The sequence below is a fragment of the Streptomyces sp. NPDC001732 genome, assembly GCF_053596315.1.
Map to the genome: position 1 here is coordinate 294,371 of NZ_JBSFFY010000001.1, position 18,428 is coordinate 312,798.

The following is an 18,428-nucleotide window of genomic DNA, read 5'->3' on the forward strand; positions in this document are numbered from 1 at the left end:
ATCGGCAGGCCGTCGCGATCGTGGGCGCGAGTCGCGGCGCACAGCAGGAGGAATCCTCGGCATGACCATTCAGGACATCAACGTTCTCTACACCGCCGTCGCCACCGCCGAGAACGGCCGTGACGGCCGCGTCTCGTCCGACGACGGCAACCTCGACGTCGTCGTCAACCCGCCCAAGGCCATGGGCGGCAGCGGCGCGGGCACCAACCCGGAGCAGCTCTTCGCGGCGGGCTACAGCGCCTGCTTTCAGGGCGCGCTGGGTGTGGTGGCCCGCCAGGAGAAGGCCGACATCTCCGGCTCCACGGTGACCGCCGCGGTCGGCATCGGCAAGACCGCCGAGGGCGGCTTCGGCCTGGAGGTCACGATCACCGCGACCATCCCGAACGTCGACGCCGACACCGCGCGGGCGCTCGTCGAGAAGGCCCACCAGGTGTGCCCGTACTCGAACGCCACGCGCGGCAACATCAAGGTCGAGCTGTCGGTCGCCTGACCGTCCGCCCGTTCCCGCCGAGGGCCGTACCCCGCAGAGGGTGCGGCCCTCGGCCCCGTCCGGGACCGGAACACCCGCCCCCGGCTCCCCGTTCGAAGGCCCCCGCCGATCCCAGTACGCTGACGCCATGCGTGATCTCGGGGCGGGCTTCGGCTACTTGATAAAAGGACAGCGCTGGGTCGGACGGCACGGGCGCTGGTTCGGCTTCGGCCTGCTGCCCGGACTCGTCACCCTCGTGCTGTACGTGGCGGCGTTCATCGGCCTCGGGTACGGCGCCGACGACCTGGTGGGCTGGGCGACCCCGTTCGCCGACGACTGGTCCTCGCCCTGGCAGGGGCTGCTCCGCACCACCCTGACCGTGCTGGTCTTCGGTCTCGGGCTGTTCCTCGCCGTGATCACGTTCACCGCCGTGACGCTGCTGGTCGGCCAGCCCTTCTACGAGTCGCTGTCCGAACAGGTGGACCGCACCGAGGGCGGCAAGGTCCCCGAGTCAGGGCTGCCGCTCTGGCAGGAGCTGTGGATCTCCGCCCGCGACAGCGTCCGCGTCCTGGTGCGGGTGGGGCTCTACTCGGCGCTGCTCTTCGCCCTCGGGTTCGTCCCGGTCCTCGGCCAGACCGTCGTCCCCGCGATCGGCTTCTGCGTCACCGGCTACTTCCTCTCCGAGGAACTGACCGCCGTCGCGCTCCAGCGCCGCGGCATGGAGCTGAAGGAACGGCTCGGGCTGCTCCGCGGCCGTCGCGCACTGGCCCTCGGCTTCGGCGTGCCGCTGGCGCTCGTCTTCCTGATCCCGTTCGTCGCCGTGTTCCTGATGCCGGGGGCCGTCGCCGGGGCCACCCTGCTGGCCCGGGACCTGGTGCCGGTCGAGGACGAGGACGGGGACGGGGACGGGGACGGCGGGGAAGACGGGGCCGGGGACCGGGCACGGGGCGGGCACGGGGCGTCGGCCCCGTACACCCCCGGCAGGGACTGAGCCGGTCCCGCACCCGGTCCGAATGAAGGACCTCAGGCGCTGTGCACCTCCAGCGCCGTCCTGACCGCCGACTCCAACGCCCCCTCGATCCAGGCCGGCTTGACCGAGGTGTGGCAGCCGGCGAAGTGCAACGGCCCCTCGACCGACCGCACATCGGCGAACAGTTCGGTGTGCTGGCCGGGCAGCAGCACCGACGCCTCGCCGTACGCGTACGGATCGCGCATCCACGACTGGGTGGCGCCGACGCCCGTGTAGAACACCTCTACGCGCTGCCCGTACACGTCCTGCACCCCGGACAGGGAAAGCGGATAGCGCTCGTCGTCGTCCAGCGAGTCCCACTTCAGCGCGTCGTCGGACCAGCTGTACGAGGCGAGGAGGACCCCGCCCGCGCTGCCCTCGACCGGGTGGGACGGCTGGAACATGAAGCGGTTGGGGTTGTCGGTGACCGAGCCGCCGCCGATGACGTGCGCCGCCTCGGGCTGGCTGCGGGCGGTGGCCCGGTGCGCCGCGTAGTGCACGCGCTGGTCGGGCGGGATGTGGCCGGGCGGCACCGAGGGATGGGCGCCCAGCAGTGAACCGTCGGCCGGCGCCCTGCCCAGCCGGTAGGCGTCGTACAGGCCCGGCTTGATCTTCTCCAGCTCGGTCTTCCAGTCCTTCTCCTCGAACTCCCACCAGCGGCGGCTGAATTCGAGCAGCACCTTGGTCGCCGCGTCGTAGTGGATCTCGGTGATCGCGCGCCGCTTGCCGTACGAGAGCGCGGGTGCGACGGGGATGTGGCGCAGCCCGGAGAACGGCACGGTGATGATCGCCCGGTCGCCGGTGAACGTCTGGCGCACCAGCGGCCTGCCGTCACGGCCCTCGGACACGGTCTCGACCCGGACGCCGTCCTCGCCGTGACCGATCCGGGTGACCCGGCGGTCCAGCCGCACCAGGTCCTCGACCCGCCCGTACATCGCGTCGGCGAGGACGCCCGTGCCGCCCGGCAGTTCGAAGAAGGCGGTGTCCGGGCTGATCAGGGAGGCCCCGATGAAGCTGTGCACGAAGGCGAGATGGAGCCGGGAGGTGAGGTTCTCCACCGTGCCGATGAGGTCGACGGTGCGCTCGTCGAGCTTGGCGGCCTCGGTCAGGAACCGGAACATCGACCAGTGCCCGTACCGCTGGATCACCCGCGCCCAGCCCTCGACCAGCTCCCGGCCCTCCTTGCCCTCGAACTCCTTGCGGACCGGGGCGAACGCCTCGCGCACGATCGTCGCGGCGGGCTTGTCCTCGAACTCGGCGGGGACGCCGAACGAGCGGTTGATCGCCCGCGGCTTCTTCGCGTAGTCGGCCTTGCGCATCCGGACGCCGTTGACGTGGATCCAGGTGTGGTTGACGGGCCGTCCCTCGGCGTCGACGTCCACCAGGTAGAAGCGGCGGCGCTTCAGGTCGAAGCTGTCGATGAGCCCGGTGACCAGCGGATGGCTGTCGGGAATCCGCATGGCACCGGCCTCGGCGTACTGCTTCGGGTCGGCGAAGGGCGCCTTCGCGTTCTCGTGGCCGCCCTTGCGGAAGGTCTTGATCCGGCCGCCGACGCGGTTGCCGTTGGCCTCGATGACGGTGACGGAGTGCCCGGCCCCGCGCAGCAGGTGGGCGGCGGTGAGCCCGGCCGGGCCCGCGCCGACGATCAGCACCTTCTTGGGGGGCTTGCGGCTGCGCGGCAGGCCCTTGGAGAGCAGGATGTCGCGGTAGCGGGGGACCAGCGGCCGGTCCTGTTCGTCGCGTACGAGGATGGCGCGGGCGATGTCCAGGCAGGTGTTCCAGTCCGATCCGGCGGCCGCGGGGGCGAGCGTGGTGCCGGAGACGGGAAGGGCGTCGGCGGCATCCGGCGCGGCGGCGCTCGCGGTACCGGAGGCGCTCGCGGCCAGGGCGGCGGCACCGGCGGCGCCCGCGATCAGGGTGCGGCGGGAGGGCAGGCCGGACGAGGGTCCGGCGGGCTCGGAAGTCATGCGGTCAACCCTGGGTCGCCCCGGAACGTGCCCCGTGCCCGGACGCGCGTAGACCGCCCGGGAATCACTCGAAGGCGCTCCGGACCGCTCGCCGTGCTGACGCCACCACGGGGCACATTACGGGGCGCGTCACGGGGGAGGGGACTGCGACTCCTCCGCCCCGGCCGGCCGCAACAGGGCCAGGAAGTCCTCGAACGCCGCGGGCATGTCCACCGAGTCCGGGTCCAGCAGCCACTGGTACTGGAGCCCGTCCAGCACCGCCACGAGCAGCGGCGCCGCGCGCTCCGGCGTCAGCCCGCCCGGCAGCCGCTCGCCGTGCTCGGCGCGCAGTGTCGCCGCCATGCTCGCCCGGACCTGGGCGTAGCGGCGGGTGAAGAACTCCCGCGCGGGATGACCCTCCGTCACGCTCTCGCCCAGCAGCGCCGAGAACGTCTGGACGATGCCGGGCCGCATCGCGTTGTACTCGACGAGGGAGGCCAGCAGCTCGATCCGCCAGGCGCCGTCGCTCCGGGTGACGCCCCCGGTGTCCCACTGGTCGCGCTCCTCCAGCACCGCGACGAGCAGCGCCTCCTTGGTCGGGAAGTAGTGCAGCAGCCCCTGCTGGCTGAGGCCGACCCGCTCGGCCACGGCGCTCAGGGAGGCGCCGCGGTAGCCGCGTTCGGCGATCACTTCGAGAGCCGCCCGGACGATCTCCGCCCGCCGCTCCGCGCTTCTGGCCCGCGCCATCTCCCCGGCCCCTTCCGGTACATGATCGGTCCCGCACCCCGGACCGCACCGTACGCCATCCCCGAGTGTAACGAAATGGTCTCGAAACCTACTGGTCTACCGGTCGGGGGGTGAGTATGGAGGCGTTCAGCGCAGGAACCCGACGAGGAGGTACGGCCGTGGCAGACGCGTCCACACCCAGCAACCCCGATGCGGTCCGCGAGGCCGCGGTCGACGCGGCGCTCGCCGCGCTGGGGCTCGACGACAAGGCCCGGCTCCTGGCCGGTCAGGACATGTGGTCCCTGCCCGCGATCCCCGCCGTCGGGCTGCGCTCCCTGGTGATGTCCGACGGGCCGATCGGTGTCCGCGGCGTCTCCTGGAGCGCCGACGACCCGTCCGTCGCGCTCCCCTCGCCCACCGCGCTCGCCGCGACCTGGGACCCGGCACTGGCCCGCCGGGCCGGCCGGCTGCTCGCCCAGGAGGCCCGCCGCAAGGGCGTGCACGTCCTGCTCGCCCCGACTGTCAACCTCCACCGCTCCCCGCTCGGCGGACGCCACTTCGAGGCGTACAGCGAGGACCCGTACCTCACCGGCGAGATCGGCACCGGCTACGTGCGGGGGGTGCAGGACGGCGGCGTCGGCACGACCGTCAAGCACTTCGTCGCCAACGACGCCGAGACCGACCGCTTCACCGTCGACAACATCGTCGCCCCGCGCGCGCTGCGCGAGGTCTACCTCGCCCCCTTCGAGCGGATCGTCAGGAACGCCCACCCCTGGGGCATCATGTCCGCCTACAACCGGGTCAACGGCTCCACCATGACCGAGCACCACCACCTGCAGAACACGGTGCTGCGCGGCGAGTGGGGCTACGACGGCTTCGTCGTCTCCGACTGGCTGGCCGCCCGCTCCACCGCCGGGGCCGCCCGCGGCGGTCTCGACGTCGCGATGCCCGGCCCCAGGACGGTGTACGGGAAGGCGCTCGCCGACGCCGTACGGGCCGGGGAGGTCGAGGAGTCCGTCGTCGACGGCGCCGTGCGCAACGTGCTGCGGCTGGCCGCCCGCGTCGGCCTCCTGGACGGTGCCCCGCCCGTCGTCGATCCGGCCGCACACCCCGGCACCCTCGACGGCGATGCCCTGGCCCGCGAGATCGCCCGCCGCTCCTTCGTCCTCGTCCGCAACGAACGCGCCGCCCTGCCCCTCGACGCCACCGCCGTCCGCCGGGTCGCGCTCAGCGGGGCACTCGCCCGGGACGCCCGGGTCCTCGGCGGCGGCTCCGCCCAGGTCTTCCCGCACCACGTCGTCTCCCCGCTGGACGGACTCGCCGCGGCCCTCCCCGAGGGGGTGCTCGACTACCGGGTCGGCGCCGACCCGAACGACGAACTCGTCCCCGCGCAGAAGGGCTTCGAGCTCCGGGCCGTCTGCCGCGACGCCGACGGCACCGTCATCGGCTCCGCCCCGCTGCACGACGGCGCCCTCCAGTGGCTCGGCGACGACCTCCCCGAGGGCGTCACCCGCGAACGGCTGCACAGCGTCGAGATCACCGGCACCCTCGTCCCGCGCGACAGCGGCGAGCACGTCTTCGGCACCCGGGGCACCGGGGCGCTCACCCTCACCGTCGCGGGCGAGACCCTGTACGACGGCGTCCACCGGGTCACCGGCTCCGCCGACCCCGGCGAGGCGTTCTTCGGCAACCCCCTGGAGCGCGGCCGGATCACCCTCGCGGCCGGCGAACCCGTCCAGGTCTCGCTGCGGCAGGTCCCCGACACCCTGGCCGAGGACGGACCGATCCTCGGCGTCTCGTTCTCCCTCTGCCACCTCGGCCCGCGCCGCGACCCCGGCGAGCTGATCGCCGAGGCCGTCGAGGCCGCCCGCGGCGCGGACGCCGCGATCGTCGTCGTCGGCACCACCGAACGCGTCGAGTCCGAGGGCTTCGACCGCACCGACCTGAGGCTCCCCGGCCACCAGGACGAACTCGTCACCGCCGTCGCCGCCGTCAACCCCCGTACCGTCGTGGTCGTCAACTCCGGCTCCCCGGTGGAACTCCCGTGGCGCGAGGAGGTGGCCGCCGTGCTGCTCGGCTGGTTCCCGGGCCAGGAGGCCGGTCACGCGCTGGCCGACGTCCTGCTGGGCGCCGAGGAACCGGGCGGCCGGCTCCCCACCACCTGGCCGGTCGCACTCGCCGACGTCCCCGTCTCCGCCACCACCCCCACCGACGGCGAACTCCACTACGACGAGGGCGTCTTCGTCGGCTACCCGGCCTGGGAGAAGGCCGGCACCGCGCCCGCCTACCCCTTCGGCCACGGGCTCGGCTACACCACCTGGGAGTACGAGAGCCTGGTGGCCGGCCAGGACTCCGTCACCGTCCACGTCCGCAACACCGGCACCCGGCCGGGCGCCGAGACCGTCCAGATCTACCTGGCACCCCGGTACGCGGGCGACGGACGCCCCGCCCGCCGGCTGGCCGGCTTCGCCCGGGTCGAGGCGGCCCCCGGCGAGAGCGCCGAGGCGGTCGTCGAGATCGAACGGCGCGCCTACGAGATCTGGGACGAGGAGGCGTACGACTGGGTCCTCGTCCCCGGCACGTACGAGGTGCAGGCGGCCCACTCGCTCGGCGACGTGCGCCGCACGGCGGTCGTCGAGATCGAGAAGTAGCCGGCACCGGGGAGCGGCGGCCCGGCCCCGGTCCCGGCCGGAGCCCGCGCCGGGCCGCCGCACCGCCTCAGCGCACCGAGAACCCGTACACGGTCGTCGAGACGAACTCCTCGCCCGGCCGCAGCACCGTGCTCGGGAACTCCGGCCGGTTCGGGGAGTCCGGGAAGTGCTGGGTCTCCAGCGCGACCCCGGCGCACGGGCCGAACGGCCGCCCGTCGAAGTGGTCCGCCGTGTACAGCTGGAGCCCCGGCTCCGTCGTCGTCACGGTCAGCACGCGCCCCGAGCCCGCGTCGTACAGCTCGGCCGCCGGACCCGGTCCGGCCGCGTCCAGCACGAAGTTGTGGTCGTAGGCCGGGCCGAGCGGACGCGGCGCACGGAAGTCGAACCGGGTGCCGTCCACCGGCAGGAAATCGCCCGTGGGCAGCGACTCGGCGTCCACCGGGGTGATCCGCCCCGCCGCGATCCGCAGCTCCTGCCCGAGCGCGCCGCCGCTGCCGACGCCCGCAAGGTTCCAGTACGTGTGGTTGGTCGGGTTCAGCACCGTCGGGGCGTCGGTCGTGGCCCGGTACGCGATCCGCAGCGCCCCGCCCTCGTCCAGGGTGTACGCCGCCGACATCGTCAGACGTCCCGGGAAGCCCTCCTCGCCGTCCTCGGAGACCAGCAGCAGCTCGACGCCGTCGGCCGCCTCCCGCGCCCGCCACACCCGCTTGTCGAAGCCCCTGGCCCCGCCGTGCACCTGATTGCGCCCCTCGTTGGGCGTCACCCGGTGCGTGCGGCCGTCCAGCTCGAAGCGGGCCCCGCCGATCCGGTTCGCGTACCGCCCGACCAGCGCGCCGAAGTACGGCCCGGTGAACGTCTCGTACCCGGCGAGGTCCGGCAGCCCGAGCGCGACGTCCGCCCGCACCCCGTCCCGGTCCGGCACCTCCACCGACTGCACGATGCCGCCGTACGTCAGCACCCGCACCCGGGTGCCGCCCCGCTCCAGCGTCCAGCGGTGCACCGGGGTGCCGTCCGCGAGGCTGCCGAACTCTTCCGTGCGCACCGCCGTGCCCGAACCAGTGATCATGAACGACGACCCTACGCCGGGGGCCGGGCCGCGGTGACGTTGCGGTACGCGATCTCCGCCAGCCGCGCCTGCCCGTCCCGCCCCGGATGGAACCAGTCCCACTGGCTGAGCTGCGCGCCGGTGAACGGGTAGTCGAAGACCGCCCCGCCGTCGTAGCGGCAGCGCAGGTCCTTCGCACAGACTTCCCGGAGCACCTCGTTGTACGCCACGACCCGCTCCCGCACCGAGGCCCGCCGGGCCACCGCCGCCGCACCCATGTCGTCCGCCTCGCCCAGCATCGACCGGCAGATCCCCAGCTTCCAGATCTGCTTGCCCAGCGGGTTGTCGCGCCCCGTCGACCAGAGCCGCTTCAGGTCCGGCACGCTCGACACGTACACCTGGGCCTTCGGGGCCCCTGCCCGCAGCCGGCGCATCGACGTCTCGAAGGACGTGCGGAAGTCGGCCACCGGCGTCATGTGCCGGGCCGAGTCCCGGCAGGCGTCATTGGCACCGATCATCACTGTCACCAGATCGGGTTCCTTCTTCGCGGCCAGCGCCATCTGCTCCGGCAGCTGGGCGATCCGGGCCCCCGTCTCCGCGTGGTTCCAGCTCCGGTCCACGGCCCCCGACGCCCCCAGCAGCCGCACGGCCAGGCTGCGCACCGCGCCGTCCGTGCCGGTCGCCCAGGACGCCTCCGGGCAGTCCGCCAGCACCGAACAGGCGTCGAAGCCCCGGGTGATGGAGTCGCCCACCGCGGCCACCGAACCGGGGCTGCGGTCCCAGACCGGAGCAGGTCTGGCCGACGGCTTCCGCTCCCCGGACGCCCCCTTCGTCGTCCCGTCGTGGCCGGAGTCACAGCCGGACAGGGCGGCCGTGCCGAGCAGTGAGGTCACTGCCAGGAGGGCCGCTGCGGTACGCGACCGACGGCGGACGGAACGATCCTGCATCCTCGGGTCCCCTCGCTCATGCCCCCGGCAGCCCCGTGTGGCACCGGTCGGAAGGCCCCGCCGCCCCGGCGGGTGAAAGCTGGGCGAATGATGTGCCCGGGACCGACCGTACGTCACACCCGGGACCTCCCCGCGCGGTAGCTTTTCCTCGTCGAACCAGCGGCGCTTCCCCGGCCCGGCTCCACTCGGGTGGCATTCGGGAAATCACACCACGTCACATACTTTCCCTTTTCAGGAGTTTCACCCCGATGCTGTTTACTGATGACAACCTCGGGAGCCGACCGGGAAGAGGCGGTACGGGCGCGAGGCCGCTGGGGAAGGCGAACTTCGTCCCACACTGGAGGTCCCGGTGACGACACGTGGAGTTCTGTACGTTCACTCCGCACCGCGCGCGCTCTGCCCCCACGTCGAATGGGCGGTGGCGGGTGTCCTCGGGGTGCGGGTCCAGCTGGACTGGATCAGACAGCCCGCCGCCCCCGGCACCTGGCGGTCCGAATTCTCCTGGCAGGGCCGCCCCGGCACGGCCTCCGAGCTGGCCTCCGCGCTGCGCGGCTGGGACCTGCTGCGGTTCGAGGTGACGGCCGAGCCGAGCGCAGCCGCGGAGGGCGAGCGCTACAGCTCCACCCCCGGCCTGGGCATCTTCCACGCCGTCACCGGGGTGCACGGCGACATCCTGGTGCCCGAGGACCGGCTGAGGGCGGCGCTCGCGCGGTCCGTGCGGGGCGAGACGGACCTGGAGGCCGAGATCGCCAAGCTGCTCGGCAAGCCCTGGGACGACGAGCTGGAGTCCTTCCGGCACGCGGGCGAGGGCGCGCCCGTGCGGTGGCTGCACCAGGTGGTGTGAGGGCGCGGGCCCCGGCGCCGGGGCGCCGGGGGCGCGCGGCGCCGGGAGCCTCCCCGCCGGGCGCCCCGGGGCGCTCCGGTGCAACCGAAGAGGCCCGCTTCCGTCCGAGGGGCCCGTTTCCGCGGAACCGAAGAGGCCCGCCCCCCCGTGCGGGGAAGGCGGGCCTCTTCGATTACGAGCCTCTTCGCGACCGGGCCGCGGGACCTCGGGTCAGACGCTGCGGAACGCCAGGACCACGTTGTGTCCGCCGAAGCCGAACGAGTTGTTGATCGCGGCGATCGAACCCTCGGGCAGCGGTCGCGGCTCGTCGCGCACGACGTCCGCCTCCACCTCCTCGTCGAGGTGCTCCACGTTGATCGTCGGCGGGGCCGTCCGGTGGTACAGGGCCAGGACCGTCGCGACGGTCTCGATGCCGCCGGCGCCACCGAGGAGGTGCCCGGTCATCGACTTCGTCGCGGAGATCGCGACGTGGTCGAGGTCGTCGCCCAGCACCTTGCGCAGGGCCTTCAGCTCCGCGATGTCGCCCTGCGGCGTCGAGGTGGCGTGCGCGTTGAGGTGCACGACCTCGGACGGCTTGAGGTCCGTCTGCTCCAGCAGGTTCTCCATCGCGGCGGCGATGCCGCGACCGGTCGGCTCGGGCTGCGCGATGTGGTGGGCGTCCGCGGACAGGCCCTGGCCCAGCACCTCGCAGTACACCTTGGCGCCGCGCGCGGCGGCGTGCTCCGCGGACTCCAGGACGACGACGCCGGCGCCCTCGCCGAGGACGAAGCCGTCACGGCCGGTGTCGTACGGGCGGGAGGCCTTCTCGGGCTCCTCGTTGTTCTTGGACATCGCCATCATGTTGGCGAACGCGGCGATCGGCAGCGGGTGGATCGCCGCCTCCGTGCCACCGGCGAGGACCACGTCGGCACGGCCGGTGCGGATCATCTCGACGGCGTACCCGATCGCCTCGGCGCCCGAGGCGCAGGCGGAGACCGGCGTGTGCACACCGGCCTGGGCGTTGACCTCCAGACCGACGTTGGCCGCCGGACCGTTGGGCATGAGCATGGGGACGGTGTGCGGGGAGACGCGGCGTACGCCCTTCTCCTTCAGCACGTCGTACTGGTCGAGCAGGGTGGTCACGCCGCCGATGCCGGAGGCGATGACCGAGCCCAGCCGCTCGGGCTGGATCTTCTCGTCCTCACCGGCCTTGCCGGTGAAGCCGGCGTCCGCCCACGCCTCGCGGGCCGCGATCAGCGCGAACTGCGCCGAGCGGTCCAGCTTGCGGGCGAGCGGGCGGGGCAGTACGTCGCCCGGGTCGACGGCCGCGAGGGCGGCGATCCGGACGGGGAGCTCGGCGAAACGTTCGCCCTCGAGAGGCTTGACGCCGGAACGACCGGCCATCAGACCTTCCCAGGTCGACGCCGAGTCGCCACCCAGCGGAGTGGTTGCGCCGATACCGGTGACGACCACGGTGCGATTGGTCGAGTTCACTGGAAAATCTTCTCCACGTGTAGAGGGTCGTGAATCAGCGGCGCCACCGCCGGGTGGCGACACAGGAGCCGGGGCTGATCAGCCCTGGTGCTTGAGGATGTAGTCGGCAGCGTCGCCGACCGTCTTGAGGCCCTTGACGTCGTCGTCGGGGATCTTCACGTCGAAGCGCTCCTCGGCGGCGACGACGACCTCGACCATGGACAGCGAGTCGACGTCCAGGTCGTCGGTGAAGGACTTGTCCAGCTGGACGTCCTCGACCGGGATCCCGGCGATCTCGTTGACGATCTCGGCGAGACCGTTGACGATCTCTTCCTGGGTGGCGGCCATGATGGCTCCTTCGGTATTTATCTACAGGGTTCGGACGTCCGGGCCGAAACGGCCTGGGGTGCCTAGGGGAGGGTAACGACCGTCGCGGCGTAGACGAGACCCGCCCCGAAGCCGATGACGAGCGCGGTGTCGCCGCTCTTCGCCTGACCGGTCGCCAGGAGCCGCTCCATCGCGAGCGGGATCGAGGCGGCGGAGGTGTTGCCGGTGGTTTCCACGTCACGGGCGACGGTGACGTTCTCCGGCAGCTTCAGGGTCTTCACCATCGAGTCGATGATCCGCATGTTGGCCTGGTGCGGAATGAAGACGTCCAGGTCTTCCGGGCTGATCCCGGCCGCGTCCAGCGCCTGCTGGGCGACCTTCGCCATCTCGAAGACGGCCCAGCGGAAGACCGCCTGGCCCTCCTGCGTGATCGCCGGGAACTTGATCTCGCCGCGCTGGTTGAGCGGCAGCCGCGAGACGTCGCCGGCGTGGAGCTCGTCCCACGACACGGTCTGCTTGATCGTCTCGGACTTGTCGCCCTCGGAGCCCCAGACGGTCGGCCCGATGGCGGGGACCTGGGAGGGGCCGACGACGACCGCGCCGGCACCGTCGCCGAAGAGGAAGGCCGTCGCGCGGTCCTCCTTGTCGGTGAGGTCGCTGAGCCGTTCCACGCCGATGACGAGGACGTACTCCGCCGAGCCCTCGACGATCATGCCCTTGGCCAGGGTCAGCCCGTAGCCGAAGCCCGCGCAGCCGGCCGAGATGTCGAAGGCGGCGGGCTTGCCGGCCCCGACCCTGTGGGCGATCTCCGTCGCGATGGCCGGGGTCTGCTTGAAGTGCGAGACGGTGGAGACGATCACGGCGCCGATCTGATCGGCCCTGATCCCGGCGTCCGCGATGGCCTTGCCGGACGCCTCCACGGACATCGCGGCCACGGTCTCCTCCTCGGAGGCCCAGTGGCGGGTGGCGATGCCGGAGCGCGAGCGGATCCACTCGTCGGACGAGTCGATCGTTTCGAGGATCACCTCGTTGGGCACGACCCGGGTCGGGCGGTAGCCGCCCACCCCCAGGATCCGTGCGTACGGGGCGCCCTGACTGGGCTTGATCTTCGACATGCTCTCGGGCTCCTTAGACACTCGCGTGCTCGGAGATGAGCGCGCGGGCGGCTTCGAGGTCGTCGGGGGTCTTGAGCGCGAGCGTCTTCACACCGGGCAGCGCGCGCTTGGCGAGACCCGTGAGCGTGCCACCGGGGCACGCCTCGATGAGGGCCGTGACACCCAGCTCCTTGAAGGTCTCCATGCACAGGTCCCAGCGGACCGGGTTGGCCACCTGGCCCACCAGCCTGGAGACGACCTCGTCACCCGTGGCCACGGTCCTGCCGTCGGCGTTGGAGACGTACGTCACGGTCGGGTCGGAGACGTCGAGCCCCGCGGCGGCCTCGCGCAGCCGGTCCACGGCGGGCGCCATGTGGTGCGTGTGGAAGGCACCGGCGACCTTGAGCGGGACCACGCGGCGCACGCCCTCGGGCATGTCTTCGGCCAGCGCGGCGAGCTGCTCGATGGTGCCGGCGGCGACGATCTGGCCGGAGCCGTTGACGTTTGCCGGGGTCAGCCCGAGCTTCTCCAGGTGCGGGACCGACACCTCGGGGTCGCCGCCGAGCAGCGCCGACATGCCGGTCTCGGTGACCGCGGCGGCCTCGGCCATGGCGAGCCCGCGGGTCCGCACGAGGCGCAGCGCGGCCTCGTCGCCGATGACTCCGGCGAGGACGGCTGCGGTGATCTCGCCAACACTGTGACCTGCGACGACGGCCGGGGAGGCGTCGAGCGCGGCGGCGGAGAGCAGACCGGCGGCGACCAGCAGCGGCTGCGCCACCGCGGTGTCACGGATCTCCTCCGCTTCGGCCTTGGTGCCGTAGTGGGCGAGGTCGAGCTCGATGGCGTCGGACCAGGCCGCGATGCGGTCGGCGGCGCCGGGGAGGTCGAGCCAGGGAGTCAGGAAGCCGGGCGTCTGGGCGCCTTGGCCGGGAGCGACGAGTACGAGCACCCTCACACTCTCTCTTGTGAACGGTCCGGAACACCCGTGGGGACAGGGACCAAGAACCGTATGGGGAATTGTTGATGTTCGACAAAAGTCTAGGACTGTGGATCTCTGGCGGCCAAGCGCCCCAGGATCAGGGCGATCCGCAACGTGAATGCCGAGCGGACATCGGAAGGTGACCATCCGGTGACGTCTGTCACACGTCGGAGCCGGTAGCGCACGGTGTTGGGGTGAACGAAGAGCATTCTGGCCGCGCCCTCCAGGCTGCTCGCCTGCTCCAGATACACACTCAGTGTTTCCAGGAGAGCGGAACCCGCTTCTTCCAATGGTCTGTAGATCTCCTCCACCAACTGGTCCCGCGCGGCAGGGTCGCCCGCCATCGCGCGCTCCGGCAGCAGATCGTCGGCCAGCACCGGTCGCGGGGCGTCCTGCCAGGCACCGCACGCCCTGAGCCCGGCCGCGGCGGCCTGTGCGGACCGGGTGGCCGCCAGCAGGTCGGGCACCACGGGCCCGGCGACGACGGGCCCCGCCGCGTACGGGCCGATCAGCGCCTTGGCGACGTGCAGCGGACTGTCGCTGCCGCCCGCGATGACCACGAGGCGGTTGCCGAGCACCCCGGTCAGGACCTGGAGCTTGGCATGGCGGGCGGCCCGCCGGATCGCCTCCACGGTCAGCTCGCTGTCGCCGTCCGGGGCCGTGCCGAGCACCACGCAGACGTGCTCGGGGGAGTTCCAGCCGAGCGCCGCGGCGCGTGACACGGCACCCTCGTCGGCCTCGCCGGACAGCACCGCGTTGACCACGAGCGACTCCAGCCGGGCGTCCCAGGCGCCGCGGGCCTCGGCGGCCTGCGCGTACACCTGGGCGGTGGCGAAGGCGATCTCCCGCGCGTAGACGAGCAGCGCCTCGCGCAGCACCGATTCGTCACCGGGTGCGGCGACTTCCTCGATCGCGGCCTCCATGACCTCGATCGTGGTGCGCACCATCTCGACGGTCTGGCGCAGGGTGATCGCCCGGGTCAGCTCGCGCGGAGCCGTGCCGAACACGTCGGTGGAGATGGCCTGCGGGGTCTCCGGATGCCGGAACCACTCGGTGAACGCCGCGATGCCGGCCTGGGCCACCAGGCCGATCCAGGACCGGTTCTCCGGGGGCATCGCCCGGTACCACGGCAGCGATTCGTCCATGCGGGCGATCGCGTTCGCGGCCAGTCGGCCGGAGGACTGCTCCAGCCGTTTCAGGGTCGCGGCATGCAGGTGGGCGTCGTTCGCAGCGGGCTGCTCAGGATCGGGTCGGGGCACGAGACAAGACTGCCTTATCGGGCGACGGGCACGGAGGGCCGGGGCCACCGCGGGTCGTACCGGCCGGTAGTGACCGGGGGGTTCCCCGCGCTCCCGCCGGGCTACCGTGGACCGGTGATTTCCGTACACCGCGCCGAAGACCGCTTCCAGGGCGGGGACCGGGACGCCGGCATCCTGTCCCGGCACGCGTTCTCCTTCGCCGGCTTCTACGACCCGGGCAATCTGCGCTTCGGCGCGCTCATGGCCGTCAACGAGGAACGCCTGGAGCCCGGCGCAGGCTTCGACGAACATCCCCACAGCCATACGGAGATCGTCACCTGGGTCGTCGAGGGCGAGCTGACCCACCGCGACTCCACCGGCCGTGCCACGGTCGTACGGCCCGGCGACCTCCAGCACCTCGGCGCCGCGTCCGGCGTGCGCCACGTCGAACGCAATGACGGGGACGTACCGCTGACGTTCGTCCAGATGTGGCTGACACCGCTCGAACCGGGCGGCGAACCCTCGTACACGATCGTCCCCGGCCTCGCCGACGCCGCCACCCCGTACGCCCTTCCGGCGGCCGGTGCGCTGCTGCAGGTGCGCAGGCAGGCCGCGGGGGAGCGGACGACGGTGCCGGAGGCGGCGCGGGTGTACGTCCATGTGGTGGCCGGTCCGGTGCGGCTCGGCGACGAGGAGCTGCGACCGGGCGACTCGGCACGGATCACCGGCGAGGCGGGGCTGGAACTGGTGGCGGCCGGACCGGCCGAGGTGCTGATCTGGGAACTGCCGGCCTGAACTGCCGTCCCGGCCTACTGGCCGCCGTTCCGGCGCCACATCGACCACATCGGCGGCCCGGCGCGGAACGTCATCTCCTCGTGCAGGGCGAAGCCGTGCCGCTGGTAGAAGGTGAGGTTGCGGCGGTTGCTGGACTCCAGGAAGACCGGCCGTCCGTCCGCGTCCGCCCGCTCCAGCAGCCCGCCCAGCACCCGCGCCCCGCGCCCGGTGCCGCGCGCGTCCGCCCGGGTGCCGATGTACTCGACGTACCAGTGCTCGGGACCGGTCGGATGGCGGTGCTCCATGGCGAACAACCGCCCTGCCGTACGCGGGAGTCGAGCCCCCGTCGCGCGCACCAGCGGCCCCGCGTTGCGCAGCAGGTACGTCACCGGAAGCTTCCACTTCCCGGGCTCCGCCCACACCGCCGCGACGGTGCGCTCCGGATCGGTCCACACCCGGCCGGCCGGGACCTGCTGGGCCAGATGCGCGGTGAACAGCAGCCGCAGCCGCCGGTCGCGGTCGTGCGGCATCAGCCAAGTCCACACGGGATCCTCGGCGTAGGCACTGGCGAGCACGGCGGCGAGCGCGGGGACATCGGCGGCGGTGGCGCGGACTGTGTCGGCCATGACCGAGGAGAGTAGCGGGTGTCGCGTCGGCCATGCCTCTCTGTCTGGCGGGCCGGCCGATTCTGCCCCCGTGTACCTGGCCCGGAGCGGTGTGGTCCGCGTAGTGATGGAGGGGCCACTGCCCCGTGCACCCCTCCGGAAGGATTCTGATGCGCGCACGAGACTCCGACCGCACCCCCGGTTCCGCCCGCGCACGCACGCCGGTGAGGCGGCCGGAGACGGGCGAACTCCCCGAGCACCTGCCGCGCACCCTCCGGAGCAGCCTCGGCAACGCCGCCGTCGTCCAGCTGCTCCGGCAGGCGGGGCACCCCTGGGCGCAGCCCGAGGAGCACCGGCCGGAGGAGCACCGGCACGACGTGCAGCGTTCCGCCGTCCATGACGTCCTGCGCACCGGGGGCAGGCCCCTGGACGCCGTGCTCCGGGAGGAGATGGAGGCACGCCTCGGCGCCGACTTCTCCGACGTGCGCATCCACGACGACAGCGCCGCGCGGGCCTCCGCCGCCGAGGTCGGCGCCCGCGCCTACACCTCCGGTCACCATGTCGTCGTCGGCGCCGGGGGAGGCGACAAGCACACCCTCGCCCATGAACTGACCCATGTCGTCCAGCAACGGCAGGGCGCCGTCCCCGGCACCGACAACGGCGCGGGCCTGCGGATCTCCGACCCCTCGGACGCCTACGAGCGGGCCGCGGAGCAGAACGCCCGCCGGGTCATGTCCGCACCGGTACGGACCGGGACCTCCGGCGACCGGGAGAAGCCCGAATCCCATGCGCCGTCGACCGCCGGGACGGCGGTTCAGCGCGCCGGTGACTGGAAGAACAATCCGACGAAGAACGCCCTGGCCGCGGAGAAGGCGGCCAATCCGGGCAACGCACTCGTGCACACCCTGCACCACATCGTGCCCAAGTCGCTGCTCGAACGGTTCGCCGGGCTTCTCACCCCGGCCCAGCTGACCGATGTCGTGACGGCCCTGGGGCCGGTCGCCCCGACCGCGTTCACGAGCACCAGCGCCCAACTCAACGCCGTTTCCAAGGCGTTGAAGAACATTCCGGCCAACTTCGCGCTCGGCCCCGCGCCGGCGGACAGGAACGACGACCCGGGCAGCAGTGGACCGGACCTCAACTTCACCGAGGACGGTGCCATCACGCCCCGCTCCGAACAGCTGGAGCACGTCTACGACTTCATCGACGCGAAGGTGACCGCCGGGGCGGCGGTCACACAGGCGGAGCTGCAGAACGACTTCATCGACCCCCTGGAGCGGGCCTGCATCGAGCACAACGCCGTGATCGCCCGGCTCGGCCTCGCCAACGGCGTGGGTCTCGACCCGAACCGGACGGCCTGGTCGGGCGACGCGGCCACGCGGTCCCGGCGCCGGACCCACATGATCGAACCACTCGTCTGACCCCGGCCGACCGTCTTCCGGCCGGCCGGGTTCCGGCCGGTGTCAGCGGCCGGAGCCCAGCTCCGCGAGCACCGCGTCCGTGAACGTCGGCCACACCTCCACCGCCCACGGCCCGAAGGCCCGGTCGGTCAGGGCGACGCAGGCCGCGCCCGCGACCGGGTCGACCCACAGGAAGGTGCCGGACTGGCCGAAGTGCCCGAAGGCCGCGGGCGACGACGAAATTCCGGTCCAGTGCGGCGACTTGGAGCCCCGGATCTCGAAGCCGAGCCCCCAGTCGTTGGGGTTCTGGTGTCCGTAGCCGGGCAGTACGCCCTTCAGCCCGGGGTGCACGACGGTCTGCGCGGCCAGCACCGTACGCGGATCGAGCAGCCGCGGGGCCTGCACCTCCGCCGCGAACCGCACGAGGTCCTCGACGGTCGAGACGCCGTCCTTGGCGGGCGAGCCGTCCACCGCGGTCGCCGTCATCCCGAGCGGTTCCAGCACGGCCTGGCGCACGTATTCCGGGAACGGGATGTCGGTGGCCTTGGCGATGTGGTCGCCGAGCACCTCGAAGCCCGCGTTGGAGTAGAGCCGCCGGGTGCCCGGCGCGGCCGTCGTCCGGTGCTCGTCGAAGGCGAGCCCGCTGGTGTGCGCGAGCAGATGCCGCACGGTGGACCCCTCGGGCCCGGCCGGTTCGTCCAGCTCGACCGCCCCCTCCTCGTACGCCACGAGCGCCGCGTAGGCCGCGATCGGCTTGGTGACGGAGGCGAGCGGGAAGCGGTGCGCGGTCGGGCCGTGCGTACCGACGACGCCGCCGTCCGCTCGTACGACGGCAGCCGCCGCGGTGGGGACGGGCCAGTTGTCGATCATCGCCAGGCTCTGCATGCGTACGAGCCTAAACCCGTTCCCGTCCGCGCTTGCT

The 18,428-nt window shown here is 72.5% G+C and carries 17 protein-coding genes; 6 read left to right on the forward strand and 11 right to left on the reverse strand.

Features of this window, described 5'->3' with window-relative positions; all coding sequences use genetic code 11:
• Positions 1-61 precede the first annotated feature (61 nt).
• On the forward strand, positions 62-490 hold the full coding sequence (locus ACWCXX_RS01190) for an organic hydroperoxide resistance protein (protein ID WP_451122987.1): 429 nt from the start codon (positions 62-64) through the stop codon (positions 488-490).
• A 127-nt stretch (positions 491-617) separates the two neighbouring features.
• Positions 618-1,460, forward strand: a complete 843-nt coding sequence (locus ACWCXX_RS01195; RefSeq protein ID WP_451122989.1) for an EI24 domain-containing protein — start codon at positions 618-620, stop codon at positions 1,458-1,460.
• A gap of 32 nt (positions 1,461-1,492) precedes the next feature.
• Here ACWCXX_RS01195 and ACWCXX_RS01200 read toward each other — a convergent pair whose 3' ends face one another.
• Both ACWCXX_RS01200 and ACWCXX_RS01205 read right to left on the reverse strand, forming a co-directional pair.
• Positions 1,493-3,445, reverse strand: coding sequence for an FAD-dependent oxidoreductase (locus tag ACWCXX_RS01200; protein WP_451122991.1), 1,953 nt, complete (start codon positions 3,443-3,445; stop codon positions 1,493-1,495).
• Positions 3,446-3,574: 129 nt separating this feature from the next.
• Entirely contained in the window at positions 3,575-4,171 is a 597-nt protein-coding gene (locus tag ACWCXX_RS01205) for a TetR/AcrR family transcriptional regulator (protein WP_451122993.1), read from the reverse strand.
• A 158-nt stretch (positions 4,172-4,329) separates the two neighbouring features.
• On the opposite strand from ACWCXX_RS01205, the gene ACWCXX_RS01210 reads away from it, so the two are divergent.
• A complete protein-coding gene (locus ACWCXX_RS01210; protein WP_451122995.1) occupies positions 4,330-6,801 on the forward strand; it encodes a glycoside hydrolase family 3 protein in 2,472 nt (823 codons plus the stop codon).
• A 67-nt stretch (positions 6,802-6,868) separates the two neighbouring features.
• On the opposite strand, the gene ACWCXX_RS01215 is transcribed toward ACWCXX_RS01210, so the two are convergent.
• Together ACWCXX_RS01215 and ACWCXX_RS01220 are read right to left on the reverse strand one after the other, a co-directional pair.
• Entirely contained in the window at positions 6,869-7,867 is a 999-nt protein-coding gene (locus tag ACWCXX_RS01215; RefSeq protein ID WP_451122997.1) for an aldose epimerase family protein, read from the reverse strand.
• 11 nt (positions 7,868-7,878) lie between these two features.
• Entirely contained in the window at positions 7,879-8,793 is a 915-nt protein-coding gene (locus tag ACWCXX_RS01220) for an SGNH/GDSL hydrolase family protein (protein WP_451122999.1), read from the reverse strand.
• Between the two features lie 349 nt (positions 8,794-9,142).
• Between ACWCXX_RS01220 and ACWCXX_RS01225 the strand changes: the two genes are divergently transcribed.
• Positions 9,143-9,637 carry a DUF3145 domain-containing protein gene (locus ACWCXX_RS01225; protein WP_451123001.1) on the forward strand — a complete coding sequence of 165 codons (495 nt, stop codon included), beginning with the start codon at positions 9,143-9,145 and terminating at the stop codon, positions 9,635-9,637.
• Between the two features lie 210 nt (positions 9,638-9,847).
• Here ACWCXX_RS01225 and fabF read toward each other — a convergent pair whose 3' ends face one another.
• The 5 genes from fabF to ACWCXX_RS01250 all read right to left on the reverse strand — a co-directional run bounded on the left by fabF (position 9,848) and on the right by ACWCXX_RS01250 (position 14,748).
• Positions 9,848-11,110, reverse strand: coding sequence for a beta-ketoacyl-ACP synthase II (gene fabF / locus ACWCXX_RS01230; protein ID WP_451123003.1), 1,263 nt, complete (start codon positions 11,108-11,110; stop codon positions 9,848-9,850).
• A 78-nt stretch (positions 11,111-11,188) separates the two neighbouring features.
• Positions 11,189-11,437, reverse strand: coding sequence for an acyl carrier protein (locus tag ACWCXX_RS01235; RefSeq protein WP_362005061.1), 249 nt, complete (start codon positions 11,435-11,437; stop codon positions 11,189-11,191).
• Between the two features lie 62 nt (positions 11,438-11,499).
• The gene (locus tag ACWCXX_RS01240) at positions 11,500-12,531 is read right to left on the reverse strand and encodes a beta-ketoacyl-ACP synthase 3 (protein WP_451123005.1); all 1,032 of its coding nucleotides are present in this window, start codon (positions 12,529-12,531) and stop codon (positions 11,500-11,502) included.
• Between the two features lie 13 nt (positions 12,532-12,544).
• Positions 12,545-13,459, reverse strand: coding sequence for an ACP S-malonyltransferase (locus ACWCXX_RS01245; protein ID WP_451123007.1), 915 nt, complete (start codon positions 13,457-13,459; stop codon positions 12,545-12,547).
• Between the two features lie 89 nt (positions 13,460-13,548).
• Complete coding sequence (locus tag ACWCXX_RS01250) at positions 13,549-14,748, reverse strand: PucR family transcriptional regulator (RefSeq protein ID WP_451123009.1); 1,200 nt, start codon at positions 14,746-14,748, stop codon at positions 13,549-13,551.
• 114 nt (positions 14,749-14,862) lie between these two features.
• Between ACWCXX_RS01250 and ACWCXX_RS01255 the strand changes: the two genes are divergently transcribed.
• Positions 14,863-15,522, forward strand: coding sequence for a pirin family protein (locus ACWCXX_RS01255; protein WP_451123011.1), 660 nt, complete (start codon positions 14,863-14,865; stop codon positions 15,520-15,522).
• 14 nt (positions 15,523-15,536) lie between these two features.
• Here ACWCXX_RS01255 and ACWCXX_RS01260 read toward each other — a convergent pair whose 3' ends face one another.
• Positions 15,537-16,127, reverse strand: coding sequence for a GNAT family N-acetyltransferase (locus tag ACWCXX_RS01260; protein ID WP_451123013.1), 591 nt, complete (start codon positions 16,125-16,127; stop codon positions 15,537-15,539).
• A gap of 149 nt (positions 16,128-16,276) precedes the next feature.
• On the opposite strand from ACWCXX_RS01260, the gene ACWCXX_RS01265 reads away from it, so the two are divergent.
• Complete coding sequence (locus ACWCXX_RS01265) at positions 16,277-17,527, forward strand: eCIS core domain-containing protein (RefSeq protein ID WP_451123014.1); 1,251 nt, start codon at positions 16,277-16,279, stop codon at positions 17,525-17,527.
• 42 nt (positions 17,528-17,569) lie between these two features.
• Here the strand turns inward: ACWCXX_RS01265 and ACWCXX_RS01270 are convergent, their stop codons facing one another.
• A complete protein-coding gene (locus tag ACWCXX_RS01270) occupies positions 17,570-18,391 on the reverse strand; it encodes a serine hydrolase domain-containing protein (protein ID WP_451123016.1) in 822 nt (273 codons plus the stop codon).
• Between the last annotated feature and the right edge of the window lie 37 nt (positions 18,392-18,428).